The 22,989-nt window shown below is 68.1% G+C and carries 21 protein-coding genes; 14 read left to right on the top strand and 7 right to left on the bottom strand.

Features of this window, described 5'->3' with window-relative positions; all coding sequences use genetic code 11:
- The first annotated feature begins 66 nt into the window (after positions 1 to 66).
- A complete protein-coding gene (gene ptsP, locus ACJH7A_RS15815) occupies positions 67 to 1,794 on the top strand; it encodes a phosphoenolpyruvate--protein phosphotransferase (RefSeq protein WP_406774756.1) in 1,728 nt (575 codons plus the stop codon).
- A 64-nt stretch (positions 1,795 to 1,858) separates the two neighbouring features.
- On the top strand, positions 1,859 to 2,833 hold the full coding sequence (locus ACJH7A_RS15810; RefSeq protein WP_406774757.1) for a pirin family protein: 975 nt from the start codon (positions 1,859 to 1,861) through the stop codon (positions 2,831 to 2,833).
- Here the strand turns inward: ACJH7A_RS15810 and ACJH7A_RS15805 are convergent, their stop codons facing one another.
- On the bottom strand, positions 2,834 to 5,008 hold the full coding sequence (locus tag ACJH7A_RS15805) for an FUSC family protein (protein ID WP_406802315.1): 2,175 nt from the start codon (positions 5,006 to 5,008) through the stop codon (positions 2,834 to 2,836).
- Between the two features lie 257 nt (positions 5,009 to 5,265).
- On the opposite strand from ACJH7A_RS15805, the gene ACJH7A_RS15800 reads away from it, so the two are divergent.
- The 7 genes from ACJH7A_RS15800 (at position 5,266) to ACJH7A_RS15770 (ending at position 11,330) form a co-directional block, all read left to right on the top strand.
- Complete coding sequence (locus ACJH7A_RS15800; RefSeq protein WP_020099981.1) at positions 5,266 to 5,901, top strand: TetR/AcrR family transcriptional regulator; 636 nt, start codon at positions 5,266 to 5,268, stop codon at positions 5,899 to 5,901.
- Between the two features lie 27 nt (positions 5,902 to 5,928).
- Entirely contained in the window at positions 5,929 to 6,861 is a 933-nt protein-coding gene (locus ACJH7A_RS15795) for a class I SAM-dependent methyltransferase (protein ID WP_406802314.1), read from the top strand.
- Between the two features lie 79 nt (positions 6,862 to 6,940).
- Entirely contained in the window at positions 6,941 to 8,338 is a 1,398-nt protein-coding gene (locus ACJH7A_RS15790; protein ID WP_406802313.1) for an aldehyde dehydrogenase family protein, read from the top strand.
- A gap of 113 nt (positions 8,339 to 8,451) precedes the next feature.
- Positions 8,452 to 9,315: an SDR family oxidoreductase gene (locus ACJH7A_RS15785; RefSeq protein WP_406802312.1), complete on the top strand. Its 864-nt coding sequence runs from the start codon at positions 8,452 to 8,454 to the stop codon at positions 9,313 to 9,315.
- A gap of 3 nt (positions 9,316 to 9,318) precedes the next feature.
- Positions 9,319 to 10,290: an NADPH:quinone oxidoreductase family protein gene (locus ACJH7A_RS15780; RefSeq protein ID WP_406802311.1), complete on the top strand. Its 972-nt coding sequence runs from the start codon at positions 9,319 to 9,321 to the stop codon at positions 10,288 to 10,290.
- Positions 10,291 to 10,776: a DUF456 domain-containing protein gene (locus tag ACJH7A_RS15775; RefSeq protein WP_406802310.1), complete on the top strand. Its 486-nt coding sequence runs from the start codon at positions 10,291 to 10,293 to the stop codon at positions 10,774 to 10,776.
- Positions 10,773 to 11,330 (top strand): YceI family protein, encoded by a 558-nt coding sequence (locus ACJH7A_RS15770; protein WP_406802308.1) that lies wholly within the window; start codon positions 10,773 to 10,775, stop codon positions 11,328 to 11,330. Before ACJH7A_RS15775 ends, ACJH7A_RS15770 begins: the two co-directional genes overlap by 4 nt.
- Here ACJH7A_RS15770 and ACJH7A_RS15765 read toward each other — a convergent pair.
- From ACJH7A_RS15765 to ACJH7A_RS15755, 3 genes are all read right to left on the bottom strand, one after another.
- Positions 11,327 to 12,136, bottom strand: a complete 810-nt coding sequence (locus ACJH7A_RS15765; RefSeq protein WP_267324416.1) for a tyrosine-protein phosphatase — start codon at positions 12,134 to 12,136, stop codon at positions 11,327 to 11,329. The two genes, ACJH7A_RS15770 and ACJH7A_RS15765, sit on opposite strands and share 4 nt — an antisense overlap.
- Entirely contained in the window at positions 12,136 to 13,353 is a 1,218-nt protein-coding gene (locus ACJH7A_RS15760) for an acyl-CoA dehydrogenase family protein (RefSeq protein ID WP_346416663.1), read from the bottom strand. The genes ACJH7A_RS15765 and ACJH7A_RS15760 overlap by 1 nt, the downstream gene beginning before the upstream one ends.
- 127 nt (positions 13,354 to 13,480) lie before the next feature.
- Positions 13,481 to 13,711 (bottom strand): hypothetical protein, encoded by a 231-nt coding sequence (locus ACJH7A_RS15755; protein WP_406802307.1) that lies wholly within the window; start codon positions 13,709 to 13,711, stop codon positions 13,481 to 13,483.
- A gap of 206 nt (positions 13,712 to 13,917) precedes the next feature.
- Between ACJH7A_RS15755 and ACJH7A_RS15750 the strand changes: the two genes are divergently transcribed.
- From ACJH7A_RS15750 to ACJH7A_RS15740, 3 genes are all read left to right on the top strand, one after another.
- Positions 13,918 to 14,559: a response regulator transcription factor gene (locus ACJH7A_RS15750; RefSeq protein ID WP_064858576.1), complete on the top strand. Its 642-nt coding sequence runs from the start codon at positions 13,918 to 13,920 to the stop codon at positions 14,557 to 14,559.
- A 10-nt stretch (positions 14,560 to 14,569) separates the two neighbouring features.
- Positions 14,570 to 15,748: a sensor histidine kinase gene (locus tag ACJH7A_RS15745; RefSeq protein ID WP_406802306.1), complete on the top strand. Its 1,179-nt coding sequence runs from the start codon at positions 14,570 to 14,572 to the stop codon at positions 15,746 to 15,748.
- Positions 15,749 to 15,826: 78 nt separating this feature from the next.
- Entirely contained in the window at positions 15,827 to 16,723 is an 897-nt protein-coding gene (locus tag ACJH7A_RS15740; protein ID WP_406802305.1) for an alpha/beta fold hydrolase, read from the top strand.
- A 166-nt stretch (positions 16,724 to 16,889) separates the two neighbouring features.
- Here ACJH7A_RS15740 and pntB read toward each other — a convergent pair whose 3' ends face one another.
- The 3 genes from pntB to ACJH7A_RS15725 all read right to left on the bottom strand — a co-directional run bounded on the left by pntB (position 16,890) and on the right by ACJH7A_RS15725 (position 20,245).
- Positions 16,890 to 18,320, bottom strand: a complete 1,431-nt coding sequence (gene pntB / locus ACJH7A_RS15735; RefSeq protein ID WP_133425762.1) for a Re/Si-specific NAD(P)(+) transhydrogenase subunit beta — start codon at positions 18,318 to 18,320, stop codon at positions 16,890 to 16,892.
- A gap of 35 nt (positions 18,321 to 18,355) precedes the next feature.
- Positions 18,356 to 19,879: a Re/Si-specific NAD(P)(+) transhydrogenase subunit alpha gene (locus tag ACJH7A_RS15730; protein WP_293021069.1), complete on the bottom strand. Its 1,524-nt coding sequence runs from the start codon at positions 19,877 to 19,879 to the stop codon at positions 18,356 to 18,358.
- Positions 19,880 to 20,131: 252 nt separating this feature from the next.
- Complete coding sequence (locus ACJH7A_RS15725; RefSeq protein WP_177127396.1) at positions 20,132 to 20,245, bottom strand: hypothetical protein; 114 nt, start codon at positions 20,243 to 20,245, stop codon at positions 20,132 to 20,134.
- A 151-nt stretch (positions 20,246 to 20,396) separates the two neighbouring features.
- Between ACJH7A_RS15725 and ACJH7A_RS15720 the strand changes: the two genes are divergently transcribed.
- Both ACJH7A_RS15720 and ACJH7A_RS15715 read left to right on the top strand, forming a co-directional pair.
- Complete coding sequence (locus tag ACJH7A_RS15720) at positions 20,397 to 21,089, top strand: TetR/AcrR family transcriptional regulator (protein WP_234880477.1); 693 nt, start codon at positions 20,397 to 20,399, stop codon at positions 21,087 to 21,089.
- Between the two features lie 30 nt (positions 21,090 to 21,119).
- Positions 21,120 to 22,916: an acyl-CoA dehydrogenase gene (locus ACJH7A_RS15715; RefSeq protein WP_406802304.1), complete on the top strand. Its 1,797-nt coding sequence runs from the start codon at positions 21,120 to 21,122 to the stop codon at positions 22,914 to 22,916.
- Positions 22,917 to 22,989 lie beyond the last annotated feature (73 nt).

Genomic DNA, 22,989 nt, shown 5'->3' with positions numbered 1-22,989 from the left:
CTTTGTATTGTTTGTTTTACGCTTGGATGTGTTGACTTGTCAACGGTTCGGAGTAATCTACATCACATGAGCCAGACATTTGTGAGCCCGTCGCCAAGGGTCGTCGACGTGGAAACCAGCAGTGCACCTGTAGTCCTGCGCGGCGTGCCCGCCGTCGGCGGAGTGCGGTACGCGCCGGTGCTGTGGCCGGGTCCCCGGCCCGCGCCGGAGGCCGATGACGGCGCCGCCGAGCTGGAAGAGCCGGAACGGGCGGGGGAGCGGGAGCGCTTCGCCGCGGCTTCGTCGGCGGTCGCGGACCGGCTCCGCAACCGCGCGGCGCGCGCGACCGGCGCGGCGGCCGAAGTCTTGGCCACGACGGCGACGCTCGCGCAGGACCGGGCCTGGGCGGCGGCGACGGAGAAGCGCATCGCCGACGGCATGTCCGCAGTCCGCGCCGTCGTCGCGACCGCGGACCAGTTCGTCGAGATGTTCACCCGCATGGGTGGATTGATGGCCGAGCGGGTCGCCGACCTCAGGGATATCCGGGATCGGGTGATCGCGGATCTGCGTGGCCTTCCTGAGCCGGGGGTGCCGGTGCCGGATGTGCCGTCGGTGCTGTGTGCCGAGGATCTGGCGCCTGCGGATACTGCCGGCCTGGACCCGAATCTGGTGGTCGCGTTGGTGACCAGCCTGGGTGGGCCGACCAGTCACACCGCGATCATCGCCCGTCAGCTCGGCATCCCGTGCGTCGTGGCCGTTTCCGGGCTGGAGAAGGTGCAGCCGGGAACGATGGTGCTGGTGGACGGCACCAACGGCACGGTGGAGATCGAGCCCGACGCGACCCTGGCGGCCGCGGCCGTGGCCCAGGCGCGCCGCGAGGCCGACCTCGCCGACAGCTGGCGTGGCCCGGGCGTCACTGCTGACGGCCATCGAGTCGCGGTGCTCGCCAACGTGCAGGACGGTGCCGCGGCGCATGCGGCGGCGCAGACGCCTGCGGAGGGCATCGGTCTGTTCCGCACCGAATTGTGCTTCCTGAACCGCGATCTCGAACCGACCGTCGACGAGCAGGCGCAGATCTACGGCGACGTGCTGGCGGCATTCCCGGACCGGAAAGTGGTGGTGCGCACGCTCGACGCGGGTTCGGACAAGCCGCTGCGTTTCGCCGGGCACGCCGATGAGGCCAATCCGGCGCTCGGTGTCCGCGGCATCCGCATCGCCCAGGGCAATCCGGAGCTGCTGACCCGCCAACTGCAGGCCATCGCGGCCGCGGCCGACGCCACCGGCCAGCGTCCGTGGGTGATGGCCCCGATGATCGCGACGCCCGCCGAAGCGAAAGCCTTTGCGGCACAGGTGCGGTCGTTCGGCCTGACGCCCGGAGTGATGATCGAGGTGCCCGCCGCGGCGTTGTTGGCGGATCGGATTCTGCGACACGTCGACTTTTTGTCGATCGGCACCAACGATCTGACGCAGTACACGATGGCGGCGGACCGGATGTCGGCCGACCTGGCCACGCTCAGCGACCCGTGGCAACCGGCGGTGCTGGCGTTGGTGGGTACGGCCGCCAAGGCGGGTGCCGAGCAGGGCAAGCCGGTCGGGGTGTGCGGGGAGGCCGCGGCCGATCCGGCGCTGGCGTGTGTGCTTGTCGGATTGGGCGTGACGTCACTGTCGACGGCGGCTGCTGCGGTGCGTGCGGTCGGCGCCGCGCTCGCCGGGGTGACGCTCGAGCAGTGCCGGGCGGCCGCGGAAGCGGCGCTGGCGGCCGAGTCGTCGGCGGACGCCCGCAGCGCGGCGCTCGCTGCGCTGGCAAGCCGCTGACCAGCGGTTATCGGATGCGCACAGCACCCGGAATTAATCGGACTGCAGTCCGGTTATAGGTGACATGCCTGCTATCACCGCTGACACGATCAGCTTGCCGCGTATTGCTTCCGCTGCGCCGAGTGACACAGAACGCCCGGTGCGGTCCATCACCACCGGCCCTCGTGGCTATGAGGGCGAGGGCTTCCCGGTGGTCCGAGCCTTCGCCGGGGTCAGCCCGGCCGACCTCGACCCGTTCGTCCACCTGGACCAGATGGGTGAGGTCGAGTACGAACCCGGTGAACCGAGGGGCACCGACTGGCACCCGCACCGCGGGTTCGAGACGGTGACCTACATGATCGACGGCCGCTTCGCCCACCAGGATTCCCACGGTGGCGGCGGTCTGATCACCGACGGTGCCACGCAGTGGATGACCGCCGGGTCGGGCATCCTGCACATCGAGACGCCGCCGGCCGAACTGGTCGAGAGCGGCGGACTGTTCCACGGCCTGCAGCTGTGGGTGAACCTGCCCAAGAAGGACAAGTTCGCTGCCCCCAGGTACCAGGCCATCGAGGGCCCCGACGTCACCCTGTTGTCGTCGGACGACGGCGGCGCGCTCGTGCGCGTCATCGCCGGCGAGATCGGCGACGCCAAGGGCCCGGGCGGTACGCACACACCGATCACCATGGCGCACGCGACGATTGCGCCCGGCGCGCGCCTCGACCTGCCGTGGAACCGCAACTTCAACGCGCTCGTCTACATCCTGTCCGGACGTGGCAGCGTCGGACCCGTCGGCCATCCCATCCACCAGGGTCAGCTGGCGGTGCTGGGGCCGGGCGACCGGATCACCGTCGCCGCCGACGAAGGCCAGGATTCCAACCGGCCCGCGCTCGAGGTGCTGTTGCTCGGCGGTCAGCCGATCCGGGAACCGGTCTTCCACTACGGCCCGTTCGTGATGAACTCCAAGTCGGAGCTCATCGAGGCGTTCGAGGACTTCCAATCCGGCAAGTTCGGCACGATTCCGCCGAACGCGTTGAAGCCGCACCGCCCCGGGCACTGATCACGCGGGCGCGGTCTCCGGGTAGAGGAGTTCGAGCTCGCCGAGGCTGGCGGCGACGGTCACCAGAGGCAGCGCGGCCTCGACCGACAAGTTTCCGCCGCCGGTCTCGGCGCGCAGGGCGAGCACGAAATCGTCACTGATGGGTGTGCGCGCTGCGGCGTCGGCGTCTTCGGTGCCCATGATCCGGGCGCAGATCGACGCGGTGTGCGCTTCGAGGACCTCGCGGGCGGCGCGATACGGGGCCAGGGGCGGTGGCACGACGTCAGCGATGAGGTCGGCCGCCGCCCGCAACCGGACCGTCTGATTGGCCGCCCGGACCACCGGCGCCCGCAGTTCTGTCGCCCCGCTGCTCTCCGAAAGGAAGTGGCGCACCGCATCATCCACGGTCCGGGAGGCCGTCAGCGCGTCGAAGCTCAGGGCGTGCACCCGGTCTGTGGCAGCCTCGGAGGCGCCGCGGGTCACTCGCCGCACGGCCGCGGTCAGATACCGGGTACCGGCGACGCGCGCCGCTTCCAGCGCGCGCTGAACGACCGCCGCCGACCCGCGCGGCCACAGCAGCAGCGACACCACGATGCCGACCGCGGCACCCACCAACACGTTCTCGAGCCGGATCAGCCCGACGCGCCAGCCGGCCGGGCTGATCAGGTTGTAGATGGTGAGCACCAGCATGGTGAACATCGCCTGGCCCGCCACGAACGAGAACACATCGGGCACATAGGCCGAACCGAACGCCACGATGGGCAGGACGAACCACAGCAGGACGGGGTTCGCGCCGATCAGGTGGATCACCACGGTGCCGAGGAGGAATCCGATCGCGGTGCCGCCAACGGCGCGCAACACGCGGGTCCCGGTGGTCAGCGCGCTGCTGCGCAGTACCGACAGCGATGCCATGGCGATCCAGAAACCGTGCTGCAGGGGAAACAGATGGACGACGGCCACCGCAACGGCCAGACCGATGCCGGTACGAAGGCTGTTCTGTACCACCACCGCTCGCGTCGCGACGAACCCCGACGGGATGGCTGACACGGCCTGGGATTCGGACAGCACGCGGTCGAGGTTCCCGGCCGCCGGCAGTCGCCGACCCAGGACGCGGGCCCACACCGGCCGGGCGTCGGCGTCGGCCGCCAGTCCGATGACGCGTCCGGTCGCCCCGATACAGGCCGAGAAAGTGCGCAGCCGCAACAGCTTTCGGCCCGTCGCGACGGCCAGCAGGTCGTCCGGTTCGGCGCGGATCAGCTCGATGTCCTCGCGGTAGCGCCCGCGCGTGGCGGCCCGATGCGCGGTCAGGGCGTCGGCCAGGTCGGCGCGGTAGCGATCGCGGCCTGCGGCGCGCGGCGTGCTCAGCACCCGGGCGCAGTCGTTCAGTACCCGGATGGCCGGCTCGCGGGTCTCGGCGAGCAGGGAGCCGGTGGCGTCGGTGGCGCGGTCGCACAGCCAGCGCAGGTCGTCGACGACTCGCACCAGGGCGCGGCTGCCGGCGGTCAGACCGACCGGGCGGAAGTCGGCGCCGAGGAAGTTGGCGCCCAGCACCTCCATCGCATCGAAGAGCTCCTGCGCCGTCGCGGACCCCTCGAGCCGGGCGGCCAGCAGGCGGCACACCTGTGCGGCGTGCTTGCGCAGGTCGTCGTGATGCGTGGGCGGCAACAGGAACAGCGCGGCCGGGACGGCAATGGCCCAGGCGACGGCCCAGCCGAGCAGTCGATCGGGGACAGGCCCTGCCGGCGTGCAGACCGGCAGCACGAACGTCATCAAGGTGGAGCGCTGACCGGCGGCGATGATCTCGCTGAGGACACCCGAGAACGTCACCAGAAACCCGATGGCGAACATCGCCGGCACCGCCAGCCACGGATGGGGGGACAGCAGTGTGCCCAGGGTGATCAGGACCGCGCCGTTGAAGCCGAGCCCGGCGTAGGCGAGCGCCCGCGCCGGCCGGTTGCCGGGGAAATCCACCACCACCAGCAGCGCGACGGCGCCGAAGATCGCGAACATGGTCGTCTGCGACCGGCTGCCGACGGCGGTACCGACGGCCAGTCCGACGATCGCGACGACCGGGAGCACCACACCTGCGCGGGTCGCGCGCCGGAGGGCGTCGTACTCGGGGTCCTTGTCGCGCAACCGGCTGACGAGCTGCTGCCGGCGCAACGCCGGCGACTCTCGCGACACCACGCCCGCCATGGCGCCCAACATTAATTTGGCTGACGTCGACATGCGCCGGCAACAACACGCCTGTGGCCGCGGTGTTTCGCAGGCGCCGGCACACCGGCGGTCGTTCCTGGCCGGGCTACCGATCGGCGCCGGCCCGCGGCCGGGAACCGCACGCCGGGCAGCCATCGGTTGTTGACAGATCTGCAAGTTTGCTGGGAGAAGCAATTTCGACGGCTGTCCCGCGCATACGAGCAGGGTCGGGCCGAGATCTATGGCACAATTTGACGATGCCGTACATCGCCACCCGTGGCCCGGGTCGCCCTCCCGCGGCGAAGGCGGCCGAAACTCGTGAGCGCATCCTGCGCGCCGCACGCGAGGTTTTCAGTGAACTTGGTTATGACGCAGCAACATTCCAAGCCATTGCGATCCGTGCGGATCTGACGCGCCCAGCGATCAACCACTACTTCGCGAACAAGCGTGTGCTCTACGGCGAGGTCCTCGATCAGACCAACGCCATGGTCGTCGCTGCGGGCCGTCGCCGGGCCGAGGAAGAGACCACCTTCATCCGGCGCCTGTCGTCGTTTTTCGTCGCCGCCATCCAGGCAGACTCCGAGGACCGGTCCGCTGCGGCGTTCCTGGTGACCTCGATCCTCGAGGCGCAGCGGCATCCCGAATTGCGCCAGGAGGAACACGACGCGCTCGTGGCCTCCCGCGACTTCGTGACCTGGGCCGTCACCGACGCCATCGAACGCGGCGAACTGGCCGTCGACACCGAGGTGTCCACGGTGGTGGAGATGCTCATCGCGGTGATGTGGGGCATGGGGTTCTACGCCGGCTATGTCGGCAGCCACCAGGAGCTGACCGCCGTCATCGAGCGGCTCGAACTATTGCTGGCCAACAAGCTGTGGCAGGTCACCGAATAGACCGGCATCAGCTGGTACACCTGGTACATGGGCAGCGAGCGCTCCGACGACGACACCTGGGATATCGCGAGCAGTGTGGGTGCGACGGCGGTGATGGTGGCCGCCGCGCGGGCCGGGGAAACCGAGCGCGATGACGCGCTGATCCGCGATCCGTTCGCGAAGATCCTGGTGGCCGGCGCGGGTACCGGCGTGTGGGAGACGATCCTCGACGCCGATTTCAACAACCGGATGGCCGGCGCCGATCCCGAAGTGGCCGCGGTCCTCGAGCACATGGGCAACTACCAGGCGGTGCGCACGCACTTCTTCGATGCCTACTTCGCCGATGCCGCCGGGGCCGGTATCCGTCAGGTGGTGATCCTGGCGTCCGGGCTGGATTCGCGGGCCTACCGATTGGACTGGCCGGCCGGCACGACGGTGTTCGAGATCGATCAGCCGAAGGTGCTCGAGTACAAGGACGAGACCCTGAAGGCGCATGGCGCGACGCCGGCGGCGACGCTGCATCAGCTGCCGATCGACTTGCGTAACGACTGGCCGAAAGCATTGCGGGAAGCCGGGTTCGACGATTCGGCGCCGACTGCCTGGCTGGCGGAAGGGCTGCTGATGTACCTGCCGGCCGACGCGCAGGACCGCCTCTTCGAGAACATCACCGCGCTGAGCGCGCCGGGTAGCCGCATCTCGGTCGAGACGGTCGGCGAGCACGCCGCCGAACGACGCCAGCGGATGCGGGACCGGTTCGACAAGCTCGCCGGCCAGTTCGGCATGGGGCAGGTCATGAACGTGCAGGATTTGATGTACGAGGACCCTGATCGCGCCGACGTGGCCGAGTGGCTGGACGCGCATGGCTGGTCGTCGACGTCGGTCACCTCGCAGGAGGAGATGCGCCGGCTGAATCGCTGGGTGCAGGTCGATACCGTCGATGACAAGGCGTTTTCCACCTTCGTGACGGCGCGCAAGGGCTGATCGCGGCCGGTTGACTCTTCAAACCAACCGGCTGGTTGGTTAGGATTCCGGTGTTGCCTGGCTCACGTAAGGAATCGCCATGACCACCGAATCCGTCGCGCCCACCGCGACTGCCGCCGACATCCCGGCGGTCGTCGCCGGCCTCCGCAAGACCTACGCCACCGGGCGGACCCGTGACCTGCAGTGGCGCAAACGCCAGCTACTCGCGCTGGCCCAGGCGATGGAAGAGAACGAGACGGCCATCGCCAAGGCGCTGGAGGCCGATCTCGGCCGCAAGCCCTTCGAGGCCTGGCTCGCCGACAGCGTCGGCACCATCGCCGAAGCCAAGGACGCCGCCAAGAACCTGCACAAGTGGGCGAAACGTCGCTACCGCCTGCTGGAGCGCTCGCAGCTGCCCGGCCGCGGCTGGGTCGAATACGAGCCCTACGGCACCGTGCTGATCATCGGCGCCTGGAACTTCCCGTTCTACCTCACGCTCGGCCCGCTCGTCGGTGCCATCGCCGCGGGAAACACGGTGGTGCTCAAGCCATCTGAGTTCGCCCCGGCCTCGTCGCGGCTGATGGTCGAGCTGGTCGAGAAGTACCTCGACACCTCGGCCTTCGCCGTGGTCGAGGGCGACGGCATGGTCAGCCAGGAGCTGATCGCGCAGGGCCTGGACCGCATCATATTCACCGGTGGCACCGAGATCGGCAAGAAGATCATGGCCGCCGCAGCCGAGCACCTGACCCCGGTCACGCTGGAACTCGGCGGCAAGAGCCCCGTGATCGTCGCGGCCGACGCCGACATCGACGTCGCCGCCAAGCGCATCGCCTTCGCCAAGGTCGTCAACTCGGGCCAGATCTGCGTCGCGCCGGACTACGTGGTGGCCGAGAAGCCCATTCGCGATGAGTTGGTCGCCAAGATCCGGGACGCCGTCGTGGCGTTCACCGCCGACGACGCCGACGGCCTGCCGATCGTCAGCGAGCGGCAGTTCAACCGGCTCAGCAGCTACCTCGGCACCGGCGGGGACGTCGTCACCGGCGGCGGCACGAACCCGGCCCGGCTCACCATGCAGCCGACCGTCGTGGTCGATCCGCCGCTCGACGCACCCGTCATGACCGAGGAGATCTTCGGGCCCATCCTGCCGGTGATCACCGTCGACTCGCTCGACGACGCCATTGCGTTCGTCAACGCCCGGCCCAAGCCGCTGGCGGCGTACCTGTTCACCAAGGCCAAGGCCGTCCGCGAACGGTTCATCCGTGAGGTCCCGGCCGGCGGCATGCTGGTCAACCACCTGATCTTCCAGGTCTCGACCGCGCGCCTGCCGTTCGGCGGCGTCGGACCGTCCGGCATGGGTGCCTACCACGGTCGCTACGGCTTCCTGGAGTTCAGCCACGCGAAGTCGGTGATGACCAAGCCGACCCGGCCCGACCTGGGCAAGCTCATCTACCCGCCGTACACCGACAAGGCGTGGAAGATCGCGCGCAAGTTCTTCTAGAGATTGCAGACCCGGCGGCACGGCGGTCAGCCGGTCGCCGTATACACAAGGGGTGGCCCCACCCGAAATAGATGGGGCGGGCTGTCCAATTTCTGTTCCATGAGAGGAAACCCATGCCCGGAGTGCAGGATCGCGTCATTGCCGTCACCGGAGCCGGAGGCGGCCTGGGTCGTGAATACGCGCTGACGCTGGCCCGCGAAGGCGCTTGTGTCGTGGTCAACGACCTCGGCGGCGCCCGCGACGGCACCGGCGCCGGCCACAACATGGCCGACCAGGTGGTCGAGGAGATCAAGGCCGCCGGCGGCCGCGCCGTCGCCAACTACGACAGCGTCGCCGAGCCCGAGGGTGGCGAGAACATCGTCAAGACCGCGATCGACGCGTTCGGCAAGATCGACGGTGTGGTGTCCAACGCGGGCATCCTGCGTGACGGCACCTTCCACAAGATGACCGCCGAGCAGTGGGACATCGTGCTCAAGGTGCACCTGTACGGCGGCTACAACGTCATCCGCGCTGCGTGGCCGCACTTCCGCGAGCAGAGCTTCGGCCGTGTTGTCGTCGCCACCTCGACCAGCGGTCTGTTCGGCAACTTCGGCCAGGCGAACTACGGCGCGGCCAAGCTGGGTCTGGTCGGCTTGATCAACACGCTGGCTCAGGAAGGCGCCAAGTACAACATCAAGCTGAATGCCATCGCGCCGATCGCCGCGACCCGCATGACGCAGGACATCGTGCCGCCGGAGGTGTTCGCGAAACTGTCTCCGGAGTATGTGGCGCCGGTGGTGGCTTACCTGATGACCGAGGAACTACCCGACACCGATTCGATCTTCATCGTCGGCGGCGGCAAGGTGCAGCGCACCGCGCTGTTCCAGAACGAGGGCATCACCTTCGGCGATGTGCCTTCGGTCGATGACGTCGCCGCCAAGTGGGGCGAGATCACCGATCTGTCCGCCGCCAAGGCCGCCAGCTTCTCGCTCGGCTGATAGGTGAAAGCGCTTGTCGCGCAGTCGCTGACGGGCCCATCGGGCTTGGCCTACACCGATATCGATGACGCCGCGGATCCCTCGGGCAATGCGGTCGTCATCGATGTCGGTGCGGCCGGCGTCTGCTTTCCCGACCTGCTGCTGATCCGCGGCGAGTACCAGCTCAAGCTGCCGCCCGGGTTCACCCCGGGTATGGAGGTGGCGGGTACCGTCCGGTCGGCGCCCGAGAGCTCCGGTTTCGTTGCCGGTCAGCGGGTCTCGGCGTTCACCATGATGGGCGGCTACGCCGAACGTGCGCTGGCGCTGCCGGATTCGGTGATCCCGACACCCGATGGCCTGGACGACGCCGCAGCGGTCTGCCTGCTGGGCAACTACTACACCATGTACTTCGCGCTGGCCCGCCGCGGCCGGCTGCTGGCGGGGGAGACGGTGCTGGTGCTCGGCTCGGCGGGCGGTGTCGGGGTCGCGGCCATCCAGGTCGCAAAGGCCATGGGCGCCAAGGTGGTTGCCATGGTGCACCGTGCCGAGGCGCTGGACTTCGTCGCGTCCGTCGGTGCCGACGTGGTGCTGCCGCTGACCGACGGCTGGCGCGATACCGCGCTGGCGGCGACCGATGGTCGGGGAGTGGACCTGGTGGTCGACCCGGTCGGCGGAGACGCGTTCGACGACGCGATCCGGGTGCTGGCCCCCGAGGGCCGGCTGCTGGTGCTGGGTTTCGCTGCGGGCCAAGGCATCCCGTCGGTGAAGGTGAACCGTCTGCTGCTGCGCAACGTCAGCGTGGTGGGTGTCGGGTACGGCGAGTTCATCCGCCAGGTACCCGGTGCGGACGCCGAGGTGGGTGCGGGCCTGGCGAAGCTGGTGCAAGCCGGCTTGCGGCCACCGGAGCCGATGCGCTTCGCGTTGTCCGACGGTGCCGCCGCGCTGCAGGCGTTGGCAGACGGGAAGATTCACGGCAAGGCAGTGCTGGAGCCGTAATTGAACACCTTGGGAACAGTGCTGGTGGCGCTGGTCATCGCGATCGGCCTCGTCGGCATCGTGGTACCGGTACTGCCCGGTGGCTTGCTGGTGTTCCTGGCGATCGCGGTGTGGGCGGTGGCCGTCCACACCGCGACGTCCTGGGTCGTGCTCGGCGTCGCGGCGGCACTGTTCCTGGCGGGCGAGGTCATCAAATATCTCTGGCCGATGCGCCGGATGCGCCGGGCCGACGTGTCGACCCGCAGCCTCGTCATCGGTGGAATCCTCGGCGTCATCGGGTTTTTCGTGATCCCGGTGCTGGGCCTGGCCCTGGGCTTTGTGCTCGGCGTCTACCTGTCCGAGTACTCGGCGCTGCGGGACACGAGCCGGGCCTGGACGTCGACCAAACACGCCATCAAGGGCGTCGCCCTGGCCATGGGGGTGGAGTTGACGGCCGCGTTGCTGGCGACCATCGCGTGGGTGACGGGGCTGGTGGTCGGGAGTTGACCGCAGCGAAACGCACTTTCGACGCATCGTCCGGCGAGCTGCTCCTGCACACCGGCGTCACCGGCAGTGCGGCCCGGATGGGACATCGGTTGACCATCGTGATGCGATCATGGCTCGCGACCGTGGACGTTGACGGAGACGACCCCATCGCCGTCGAGGTGACCGTCGACCTGGACTCGCTGGACGTGCTGACGGGTGAGGGCGGCATGACACCGTTGTCCGGCACGGAGAAGACCCTGGTCCGAAACAATGCGCTGAAATCGTTGCAGACCAAGCGGTTTCCGCAGGCTGTGTTCCGTGCTTCTTTGGTTGAACGGGGCGAGGACTCGTGGCGGCTTGCCGGGACGCTGGACCTCAGTGGCCAGAGCCGCGCGCAGAGCGTCGTCGTCCACATGACACCGGATGGCGCCGACCTGCGGATCGCCGGTGAGGCGGTGGTGCGGCACAGCGACCATCGGATCAAGCAGTTTTCGATGCTGATGGGCGCGATGAAGGTGGCCGACGAGGTTCGGGTGACGCTCACGGTCAACGCGCAGCGCGCGGACGGGTCCTAGTCCCGAAGCGCGGTCCGCAATCGCGTCACCTGCTCGTCGGTGACACCAATGGCGGCAAGGTAATTCGGCAGCGAACCGTACTCGGCACCGACGACCTCCAAGGCCGCGTCCAGGTACTCCTCGCGGACGCCGAGCACCTCCTCGGTGAGCCTGGCCTCGGCGAACGTCACGACCTCGGCCGTCTCGCCGGCCCGGGTCCGGATGGTCTCGAGGATGCCCTCGCGCAGCTGCGGCACGGCGTCGTTGCTCCGCAGGAAATCGGTGAGGATCGCGTCGCGATCGATGCCGACGGCACCCAACACCGTCGCCACCGTGAAGCCGGTGCGATCCTTGCCTGCGAAGCAGTGTGCGATCACCGGCCGCGCGTCGGCAAGCATCGAAATGACTTGGCGTATCGCAAGATGCGCACCGGGCAGCGTGGGGAAGCGGCGGTACTCCTCGACCATGAAGCGGCCGGCGGCGACGGCGACATCCTCGTCGTCGGGCTTCGCGGTCATCATCTTCTCGAAGGCGTTCTCGTGCGGCGCCTCGGCGGTATCGGTCCCGGCTGCGGCCAGCTCGTGGAACGGCAGCAGGTGGATCGCGACGCCGTCGGGCACCTGGCCGGGACCACGGCGCTCGACCTCGCGCAACGACCGGAGGTCGGCGACGTCAGTGATCCCATAGTGCTGCAACGCTTTACGGCCGTCTTCGACGAGTCCGCTGAGCTCGCTGGAGCGGAACAGCCGGCCGGGGGCAATGCCCGTCTCCTCGGCGACATCGCGGAAGTTCCAGGCGCCCGCGAGTTCCAAACCCGTCGACTTCATCAGTGCCCCAACGCCGCTGCGGCCAGCGCCGACTTCTCGCGGCCGAGTTCGGCCCGCGCGATGGTGCGCATGTGCACCTCGTCGGGCCCGTCGAACAGGCGCATGGCACGGTGCCAGGCGTACAGCCGGGCCAGCGGGACGTCGTCACAGATACCGGCGGCGCCGTGCACCTGGATGGCGCGGTCGATCACGTCGCACGCGACCTGCGGGGCCACCGACTTGATCTGCGACACCAGCACGTGAGCGGCCTTGTTGCCCTGCTGGTCGATGGTCCAAGCGGCCTTCTCGCACAGCAGCCGGGCCTGGTCGATCTCGTTGCGGGACTTGGCAATCGACTCGCGCACCACACCCTGCTCGGCCAGCGGCTTGCCGAACGCCACGCGCGTGGACACCCGATCGATCATCAGGGCCAGCGCACGCTCGGCGGCACCGATGGCGCGCATGCAGTGGTGGATGCGGCCCGGCCCCAGCCGCGCCTGGGCGATGGCGAAACCGGAGCCCTCTTCGTGCAGCAGGTTCTCGGCCGGCACGCGGACGTTGTCGAAGACGATTTCGCAGTGCCCGTGCTGGTCCTGCCAACCGAACACCGGCAGCGACCGCTGGATGTCCACGCCGGGGGTGTCGGCCGGCACCAGGATCATCGACTGCTGGGCGTGCGAGGCGGCGTCAGGGTTGGTGCGGCCCATGACGATCAGGATCTTGCAGCGCGGGTCCGCGGCCCCGGTGATCCACCACTTGCGGCCGTTGATGACGTAGTCGCCACCGTCGCGCAGCATCGTCGTCTCGATGTTGCGGGCGTCGGACGAGGCGACCGCGGGTTCCGTCATGGCGAAGGCACTGCGGATTTCGCCATTGAGCAGCGGATCGAGCCACTGCTTGCGCTGCTGCTCATTGGCGAACAGGTGCAGGGTCTCCATGTTGCCGGTGTCGGGGGCGGCGCAGTTGATGGCCTCCGGCGCGATCTCCATGCTCCAGCCGGAAATCTCTGCCAGTGGGGCGTACTCCAGGTTGGTCAGCCCCGACTCCGACGGCAGGAACAGATTCCACAGGCCGCGCTTGCGCGCCTCGATCTTGAGTTCCTCCACCACCGGCGGCACCGTGTGGTCCTTCGGGCCCTTCTCTTCGCGATAGGCGTGGTAGGAGGCCTCGGCCGGCAGCACGAGTTCGGTCATGAACTCGGTGAGCCTGTGCTGGTAATCCTGCGCTTTTGCCGACAACGCGAAGTCCATGCCCGCCACGATATGCCACTTGTCTAACGATGTGACGGGCGGTCGACGTCCGGCCCCACGACGACGGATTCCCTCCCTGCGACGACTTCGGGGAGGGAATCCGGGTCCGGGGCGGTCAGCGGCCCTGCAGGGCCGCGACGCGGTAGACGCCGCGGTGCCAGATCGCGCCGGGCAGCGGCATGCTCGCCGGCGGTGCGGTGATCGACGGGGTGGCGACGATGGCCGGCGGGCGCACATCGGGGCCGAGGGTGGTGGCGCCGGCGGCGCCGGCCAGGCCGAGTGCCGACCCACCCAGGATGCCGGCGGTGACGATCGAGAGGCCGAAGGTGCGGGCGGTGATGCTCATCTGAATTCTCCTGTGTCAGTTGATCTTTGGTGTCTTGCTCCGGTGTGTTCCGGTGATGACTCAAGAGTGCCTGGACGCGGGCTCGGCGGGTATCGGGCAATCGGCCGGTACGCCGGTGGATTCGGGCGTCCGCCGATCGGGGGACACGCGGCCGTCAATTTGCGATCGGAGTTACTTTTCGCTGGTCGCCGTGCGACGCTGACGGCATGACCGACGAACGGGTTCGCGTGGTGGTGGGTGACGACCACCCGATGTTCCGCGACGGCGTCGTCCGCGCGCTGACGGCGAGTGGCGCCATCGAGGTACTGGCCGAAGCCGACGACGGCACGTCGGCGTTGGAGGCGATCCGCGTCCACAAACCTCAGGTCGCGCTGCTGGACTACCGGATGCCCGGCATGGACGGCGCCGAGGTGGCGGCGGCGGTGGTGCGCGACGGCCTGCCGACCCGGGTGCTGCTGCTCTCCGCGCATGACGAGGCCGAGATCGTGTACCGGGCCTTGCAAGACGGCGCGGCCGGGTTTCTGCCGAAAGAGTCGACGCGCAGCGAGCTCGTACACGCGATCCTCGAATGCGCCAAGGGCCGCGACGTCGTCGCCCCCAGCCTGGCCGCGGGGCTCGCCGGCGAGATCCGTCGTCGGGCCGAGCCGGACGCCCCGGTGCTCAGCCCGCGCGAACGCGAGGTGCTGCAGCTGATCGCCAAGGGTGCGACCATCCCGGCCATGGCCAAGGAGCTGTTCCTGGCGCCGTCGACGGTCAAGACCCATGTGCAGCGGCTCTACGAGAAGCTCGGGGTCGGGGACCGCGCGGCGGCCGTGGCCGAGGCGATGCGTCGAAAGCTGCTGGACTGACGTGAGGCCGATGCTCAGCCGGATCGGGGAGTACCTGGCCGCCGAACCGGTGCGGATTTCCGCCGGGCTACGGCTCCCGCTGATCGCGCTGATCGGTGTCCTGGTCTGGATCTGGGAGGTCGACCACTGGCTGCCCGAGTTGTATGCCGTGATCCTGGGCCTGTACGCCGTCGCCGCGGTGATCTGGCTGGTGGCAGTGCTGCGCGGACCCGTGCCGCGCTGGGCGGACTGGGCGTCGACCGGCATCGACCTGGTGGTGATCCTGGCGCTGTGTCTGGTGTCCGGTGGCGCGACCGCGGCGCTGCTGCCCGTCTTCTTCCTGCTGCCGATCTCGGTGGCCTTCCAGGACCGTCCGTTGATGACCGCGGCCATCGGAACCCTGACGGCCACGGGCTATCTGGCGGTGTGGATCTTTTACTCCAAGCACGACGACCGCATGGGCCTGCCGAACATGGTCTACACGCACTTCGGGTTCCTCGTGTGGCTGGCGGTGGCCACCACCGTGTTGTGCTTCGTGCTCGTGCGTCGCCAGGAGCGGGTGCAGGCCCTGCAGGAGGTGCGGCGCCAGTTGGTATCCGAGGCCATGCAGTCCGACGAGCGGCACAACCGGGAAGTCGCCGAAGGGTTGCACGACGGTCCGTTGCAGACGCTGCTGGCGGCCAGGCTGCAGCTCGACGAGGTCCGGGAGCGGACCCCCGGGCCCGAACTCGACGCGGTCTACGCCGCGTTGGAAGACACGGCGACGGCGCTGCGCTCGACGGTCACCGAACTGCACCCGCAGGTGCTCGCCCAGCTCGGGCTGACGCCGGCGGTACGGGAACTGTTGCGGCAGTTCGAGTCTCGCAGCCGGGTCGCGGTGCGGGCCGACCTCGAGGAAGTCGGCAAGCCGGATGCGCAGCAGCTGCTGTACCGCGCGGCACGTGAACTGCTGACCAACATCGGCAAGCATGCGCAGGCCACGACGGTCTCGGTTCGATTGGGCCGCATCGGCAATCGCGTCGTCCTGACCGTCGCCGACGACGGCGTCGGATTCGATCCGGCCGTGGTGTCACGGTATGTGGCCGACGGACACATCGGGCTGGGCTCGCTGCTGGCCAGATTCGATGCGATGGGTGGCTCGATGCTCGTCGACTCTGCGGCCGGCGGCGGCACCCGAGTGACCGTGACGTCACCACCCGAGCGCGAGTAGTCCCCTGTAAGCGGGGGCAATCCCTACTCGCCAGAAAATAGCGCGCCTGCGACCCATCGGCGGCGGTAGCGTCGCGCCATGAAACTGCGCATTCTGGGCGGTCTGCTCGTCGCAGCGATGGTGGCGTTGGTGGTGAACGCCGTGGTGGTGGAGCACACCGGCCGCGCGGCCGAACCGTTCGCCGGCGGCCACGTACTGAAACTCGATGGACCCGACCTGAACATCCGCGAGTACGGGCCGCCCGGCGACCGCGCAATCGTTCTGCTGCACGGGTATTCGGCCTCCATCGAGTGGTGGGAGAAGGTCGCCCCGGCGCTGGCCGCGCATCAGCGCGTGATCGCCGTCGACCTCGTCGGCCACGGCGGTTCCGAGGCCCCCACTGACGCGGCGCCGTATCACTCCGATGGTCAGGCCGAGGCGGTGCACCGCGCGCTGGAGGCGCTGGGTGTCCGGCATGCCGAACTGGTGGGGCATTCGATGGGCGGCAAGGTGGCTGCCGAGTTTGCCACCCGCTACCCGGAAATGGTTGAGCGCGTGGCGGTTTCGGACACCCCCGCGGCGGAGGACCTGGTGTCCATGCCGTTGCTCGGCAAGATGCTGTGCTGGCCGCTCATCGGGCCTGCGCTCGATCATTTCCGCGGCGTCGATGCGATCAGTGCGGGCTCGCTGCAGACGGGGTTCGCGGCCGACTATCCCGTCCCGCCGCTGGCTTACCGCTCCCTGAAGCAGCTGACCTACGCGGGCGTGTGCGATTCGAAAGACGCCGGCCGCCCCGTCGCCGAGACGCTGAAAGGGCTGGGCAAGCCCGTGCTGGTGCTGTGGGGTGACAAGGACGTCCTGACCCCGACAGCGCCCAACGTCGCGCGCTACACCGCGGCCGGGCTGCCGCCGCACCTCATCGCCGGCTCAGGCCACAGCCCGATGGTCGAGAAGCCGGACGAATTCCTCGCGGCGGTAGGTGATTTCGTCCGCTGACGGAGTTGGTGGACCGGGATCGACCGCGGGCGCAATCACAATGTCGGGCTGAGAGTGTCGATAACCGTATATACGTGTCAACGACGCTCCCAGGCAGACGTTGTGTTCGGCATGGACACGAAGAAGCCTCCAATCCCAATGGATTGGAGGCTTCTTCGATGAATTTCTACAGCGCGGCCAGGATGTCGTTGACGCGGTCGCGGGCGTCGCCGAACAGCATCTGGCTGTTGTCGCGGAAGAACAGCGGGTTCTGCACGCCGGCGTAGCCGGAGGCCATGGAGCGCTTGAACACGATGACGTTGTTGGCGTTCCACACCGTGAGCACCGGCATGCCGGCGATCGGGCTGCCCGGGTCTTCGGAGGCGGCGGGGTTGACGGTGTCGTTGGCGCCGATGACGAGCACGACGTCGGTGTCGTCGAAGTCGTCGTTGATCTCGTCCATCTCGAGGACGATGTCGTAGGGCACCTTGGCCTCGGCGAGCAGCACGTTCATGTGGCCGGGCAGGCGGCCGGCGACGGGGTGGATGCCGAAGCGGACGTTGACGCCCTTGTCGCGCAGCTTGCGGGTCAGGTCGGCGACGCCGTACTGGGCCTGGGCGACGGCCATGCCGTAGCCGGGCGTGATGATGACCGAGCTGGCGGAGGCGAGCATCTCGGCGGCGCCTTCGGCGGTGATCTCGCGGTGCTCGCCGTAGTCCTTGTCCTCGGCGGGGCCGGCCTCGATACCGAAGCCACCGGCGATGACGGAGATGAACGACCGGTTCATGGCCTTGCACATGATGTAGGACAGGTAGGCACCGGAGGAGCCGACGAGCGCGCCGGTGATGATCAGCAGGTCGTTGGACAGCAGGAAGCCCGAGGCGGCCGCGGCCCAACCGGAGTAGCTGTTGAGCATCGACACGACCACGGGCATGTCGCCGCCGCCGATGGAGGCGACCAGGTGCCAACCCAGCAGCAGCGCCAGGACGGTGACGCCGACCAGCAGCCACAGGTTCGGCGCGATGCAGAACCACACGGTCAGCGCGATGAACACCACCAGCGAGCCGACGTTGAGGAAGTTCTTGCCGGGCAGCATCAGGGGCGCGGACTTGATCTTGGCCGAGAGCTTCAGGTTGGCCACGATCGAACCGGTGAAGGTCACCGCGCCGATGAACACGCCGATGAAGACCTCGGCGGAGTGGATGCCGAGCATGCCTTCCTTGGCCAGCTCGAGGGCGCCCTGGCTGTTCGGGTCGAACTCGGCGTGCAGGTAGCCGCTCCAGCCGACCAGCACGGCGGCCAGACCCACGAAGCTGTGCAGCAGCGCGATCAGCTCGGGCATGCCGGTCATCTCGACGACCTTGGCGCGCCACAGACCGATGGCGGCACCGACGGCCATGGCGCCGATCAGCAGCGCCAGGCCCAGGGGCTCGATCTGCTTGTTGATGGCCAGGACGATGGTGGCGACCAGGGCGACGCCCATGCCGGCCATGCCGAAGGCATTACCGGCCTTGGAGGTCTCGTGCTTGGACAGGCCGGCCAGAGCGAGGATGAACAACAGGGCGGCGACGACGTACGCCGCGTTCGCCACGTTGGTGATGGTTTCTGCGTTGAACATGAATCCGTTCCAAAGGTTCTTTAGGTCAGCAGGCTCTAGCTGCGGGAGAACATGGCCAGCATGCGGCGGGTCACCGCGAAGCCACCGAAGACGTTGATGCTGGCGAGCAGAATCGCGACGCCCGCCAGGGCGGTGATCGGGGTGTTGTGGTGCCCGATCTGCAGCAGCGCGCCGACCACGATGATTCCGGAGATCGCGTTGGTCACCGACATCAGCGGGGTGTGCAGGGCGTGGTGCACGTGCCCGATCACGTAGTAGCCGATCACGATTGCCAGGGCGAACACCGTCAGGTGGACCTGCAGGGCAGCCGGCGACGCGGCGATGAGCAGGAACAGCACCGCGGCGGCACCGAAGGTGAGGCCCAGACGACGCGCCGTGGTCATCGGCTCCTTGGCCTGAGACACCGCGGGCGCGGCGGCAGGCTGCGCGGCGGGGGCGGCGGAGACCTGCACCGGCGGCGGCGGCCAGGTGATCTCGCCGTCGCGCACGACGGTCACGCCACGCTGCACCACGTCGTCGAAGTCCAGGACGACCTGGCCGTCCTTCTCCGGGGTGAGCAGCTTGAGCAGGTTGACCAGGTTGGTGCCGTACAGCTGAGAAGCCTGCGCGGGCAGGCGGCCGGCCAGGTCGGTGTAGCCGATGATCGTCACGCCGTTGTCTGTGACGATGGCCTGGTCCTTGACGGTGCCTTCGACGTTGCCGCCGTTGGCCGCGGCCATGTCGACGATCACCGAGCCGGGCTTCATCGAGGCGACCATGTCGGCGGTGATGATCCGCGGCGCCGGACGGCCCGGGATCAGCGCGGTGGTGATGATGATGTCGACGTCTTTGGCCAGCTCGGCGTACAGCTCGGCCTCGCGGGCCTTGTAGTCGTCGCCCATTTCCTTGGCGTAGCCGGTGGCCGACACCTCGCCGGCGTTGGGATCGACGGACACGTACTCGCCGCCGAGGGAGGCGACCTGGTCGGCGACCTCGGGGCGCGGGTCGGTGGCCCGCACGACGGCGCCGAGCGAGCCGGCGGCGCCGATCGCGGCCAGGCCGGCGACACCGGCGCCGACGACGAGCACCTTGGCCGGCGGGACCTTGCCGGCGGCGGTGACCTGGCCGGTGAAGAACCGGCCGAAGGCGTGCGCGGCCTCGACGACGGCGCGGTAGCCGGCGATGTTGGCCATCGACGACAGCACGTCCAGGGACTGGGCACGCGAGATACGCGGCACCGCGTCCATGGCCAGCACCGTGATCGGGCGGGTGGCGAGCTTCTCGACCAGTTCGGGCTTGAGCCCGGGGGAGATGAGCGAGACCAGGGTGGCGCCGTCCTTGAGCGCGGCGATCTCACCGTCGTCGGGGGCGTTGACCTTGAGCACGATGTCGGCGGCCCAGGGGGAGCCGATGTCGGCGCCGGCCTCTACATAGGCGGCGTCGGCGAAGCTGGACAAGTCGCCGGCGCCGGACTCAACCACTACCGAATAGCCGAGCTTGATCAGCTGCCCGACAGTTGCAGGAGTGGCGGCAACCCGCGTCTCACCAGCCAGAGACTCGCGGGGAATCCCGATGATCATCGAATCCGATCCGATCTGTGTTGGTTTGCTTGCAAGAGTCTCCCCCATCCACCCCGGGACGGTGCTCTTGCCCCCCTATACCAGTTAGCAATCGCTTATAAATTAGCAGTCGCTCATAATGCGACCAAAAATCCACTGGCCAGCATTGCCTGGATATGTCTACGTCATCGGCACGGATTTGGGTACAGCAATTCCGACCGGTGGGACGCAGCGCGCCAACACACCGGTCGGAATGGTGGAATTCTGGGGTGGTTACACCGGGGGGTACGCCGGGGGCGGGTATACGCCGCGCAGGCCCCACGGGACCCAGTTGAAGAAGTACTCGACCTCGTCGCTCGCGTCGTAGTCCGGGCTCGGATCCATCAGTACCTCCAACCGACAAGCTTGTTACTCGCGAGTTTAGCTGCTGGCTCCCCGTTGCGAGTGGCAGATCGGCCGACGAGATGCCACGGCATAGACTGGCCAACCAGTTGATTGGGTCCCGGGCCGCGCGCCCGGCTGCATAGAGTGAGCTGACATGTCCACAGAGTCGTCGACAAAAGGTTCTGCCACGGGATCGCCCGCGGGGGCGTCGGCTGCGTCGAACGGGTCGAACGGCACGTCGCGGCGCGAGGAGTTGCTGGCGGTCGCCGCCAAGTTGTTCGCGGCCCGCGGCTACCACGGGACCCGCATGGACGACGTCGCCGACGCCGTCGGGCTGAACAAGGCGACCGTCTACCACTACTACGCCAGTAAGTCGCTGATCCTCTGGGACATCTACAAGTCGACCGCCGACTTCACCGTCGATGCCCTGCATGACGACCCGACCGCCTCGGCGCGCGAGACCATCTTCAACTTCACCCGGCGCTTGCTGACCGGCATCGCCACCGACCTGGAATCCGCGGCGGTGTACTTCCAGGAGGGGCCGTACATCACCGAGTGGTTCACCGAGGAGCAGGTCGCATACATCCGCAAGGCGGAGACGACGGTCTACGAGCACGTCCGCGACGTGATCGACCGCGGCATCGCCAGTGGCGAGTTCAATGACTGCGACTCGCATGTGCTGGCGCTGGGCTACATCGGGATGACGCTGGGCGCCTACCGGTGGCTGCGGCCGCACGGCCGGCGCACGGCCTCCGAGATCGCCGTCGAGTTCAGCACGGCACTGCTGCGCGGCCTGATCCGCGACGAAACGATCCGCACCGAGGACCCCCTCGGCGGCGGCGCATAGAACCCGCGATCGAGAGGTGACCGAGGTCCGATGAAATCCTTGCTGCTGTCCCGCCGCGACCTCGACTTCCTCTTGTACGAGTGGCTGAAGGTCGATGAACTGACCAGCCGCAAGCGGTTCGCCGATCACTCGCGCGAGACCTTCGACGGGGTCCTGGACCTCAGCGAGCAACTTGCCGAACGCTACTTCGCGCCGCACAACAAGAAGAGCGACGCCAACGAGCCGACCTTCGACGGGCAGACCGTGACGATGGTCCCCGAGGTCAAAGAGGCCTGGGACGCATTCGTCGAAGCCGACCTGATCGGCATGTCCATGGACGAGTCGGTCGGCGGAGCGCAACTGCCGGCCGTCGTCGCGCAGGCGGCATTCGCCTGGATCGCCGCGGCCAACGTATCGACATCGGGCTACCTGATGCTGACCATCGCCAACGCCAACCTGCTGACGAAATTCGGCACGCCCGAGCAGATCGAGACCTATGTCAAACCCATGCTGGCGGGGCACTTTTCGGGCACCATGGCGCTCTCGGAGACGCAGGCCGGCTCGTCGCTGGCCGACGTCGCGACGCGCGCCGAACCGCGCGACGACGGCACCTACCGGCTGTTCGGGTCGAAGATGTGGATCTCGGGCGCCGAGCATGAGATCACAGACAACATCGTCAACCTCGTGCTGGCCAAGATTCCGGGCGGACCGCCGGGGACCAAGGGCATCTCGCTGTTCATCGTGCCCAAGTACCTGGTGAACTCCGACGGCTCGATAGGCGAGCGCAACGACGTTGCCATCGCCGGCCTCAACCACAAGATGGGGCAGCGCGGTGTCACCAACACCGTCCTGAATTTCGGTGATACGCAATTCAATCCGGGCGGCGAGAACGGCGCGGTCGGCTATCTGGTGGGTGAACCGCACCGTGGCATCGTCTACATGTTCCAGATGATGAACGAGGCCCGAATGGCCGTCGGCTTGGGTGCGGTCGCGCTGGGCTACACCGGCTACCTCAAGTCGGTGCAGTACGCCCGGGAGCGGCCGCAGGGCCGTCCGCTCGACGTCAAGGATCCGACGACGCCGCAGGTGCCCATCGTCGAACACCCCGATGTAAGGCGAATGCTGTTGGCGCAGAAGGCTTATGTCGAAGGTGGACTGGCGCTGGGCCTGTACTGTGCGCGGCTGGTGGACGTGCAGCACAGCGCGGAGTCGGACGCCGAAGCTGATGCGGCCGGCCTACTGATCGACATCCTGACCCCCATCGCGAAGAGCTGGCCGTCGCAGTGGTGCCTGGAGGCCAACAATCTGGCGATCCAGGTGCACGGCGGGTACGGCTACACCCGCGAATACGACGTCGAGCAGCATTACCGGGACAACCGGCTGAACCCGATCCACGAGGGCACCAACGGTATCCAGAGTCTGGACCTGTTGGGCCGCAAGGTGACTCAGCGCGGCGGCGCCAGCCTCGCGGCGCTGGGCCAGGTCATCGCCGAGACGGTCCGCGCGGCCGGCGAGCTGGGTGGTGAAGGCGCCGAGCTGGCAGGCGCACTCGATGCGTCGTGGCAGCGGCTGGTCGCCGTGACCGGCGGCATGTTCGGTTCCGGCGACATCCCCGCGGTGATGGCCAACAGCCACGTCTACCTGGAAGCGTTCGGGCACATCGTGGTGGCGTGGCTGTGGCTGGAGCAGTTCGTCGCCGCCGCCGGCAAAGACGGCGATTTCTATGACGGCAAGCGGCAGGCGACCCGCTACTTCTTCCGGTTCGAATTGCCCAAGACCGCAGCGCAATTGGACCTGCTCGAGGCGCTGGACCGCACGACACTGGAGATGCGGGACGCCTGGTTCTAGTGTCCTGCGCCGGGAATTCGTTGAAGATATGAACCGAGTCGTTCGAAGATCTCGTCGGCGGTCTTGGTCCAGT

The organism is Mycobacterium sp. SMC-17, assembly GCF_045310915.1.
Taxonomy (GTDB): domain Bacteria; phylum Actinomycetota; class Actinomycetes; order Mycobacteriales; family Mycobacteriaceae; genus Mycobacterium.
The sequence above is the reverse complement of the archived record's forward strand: the minus strand, read 5'-3'. Positions and strand labels throughout refer to the sequence as shown.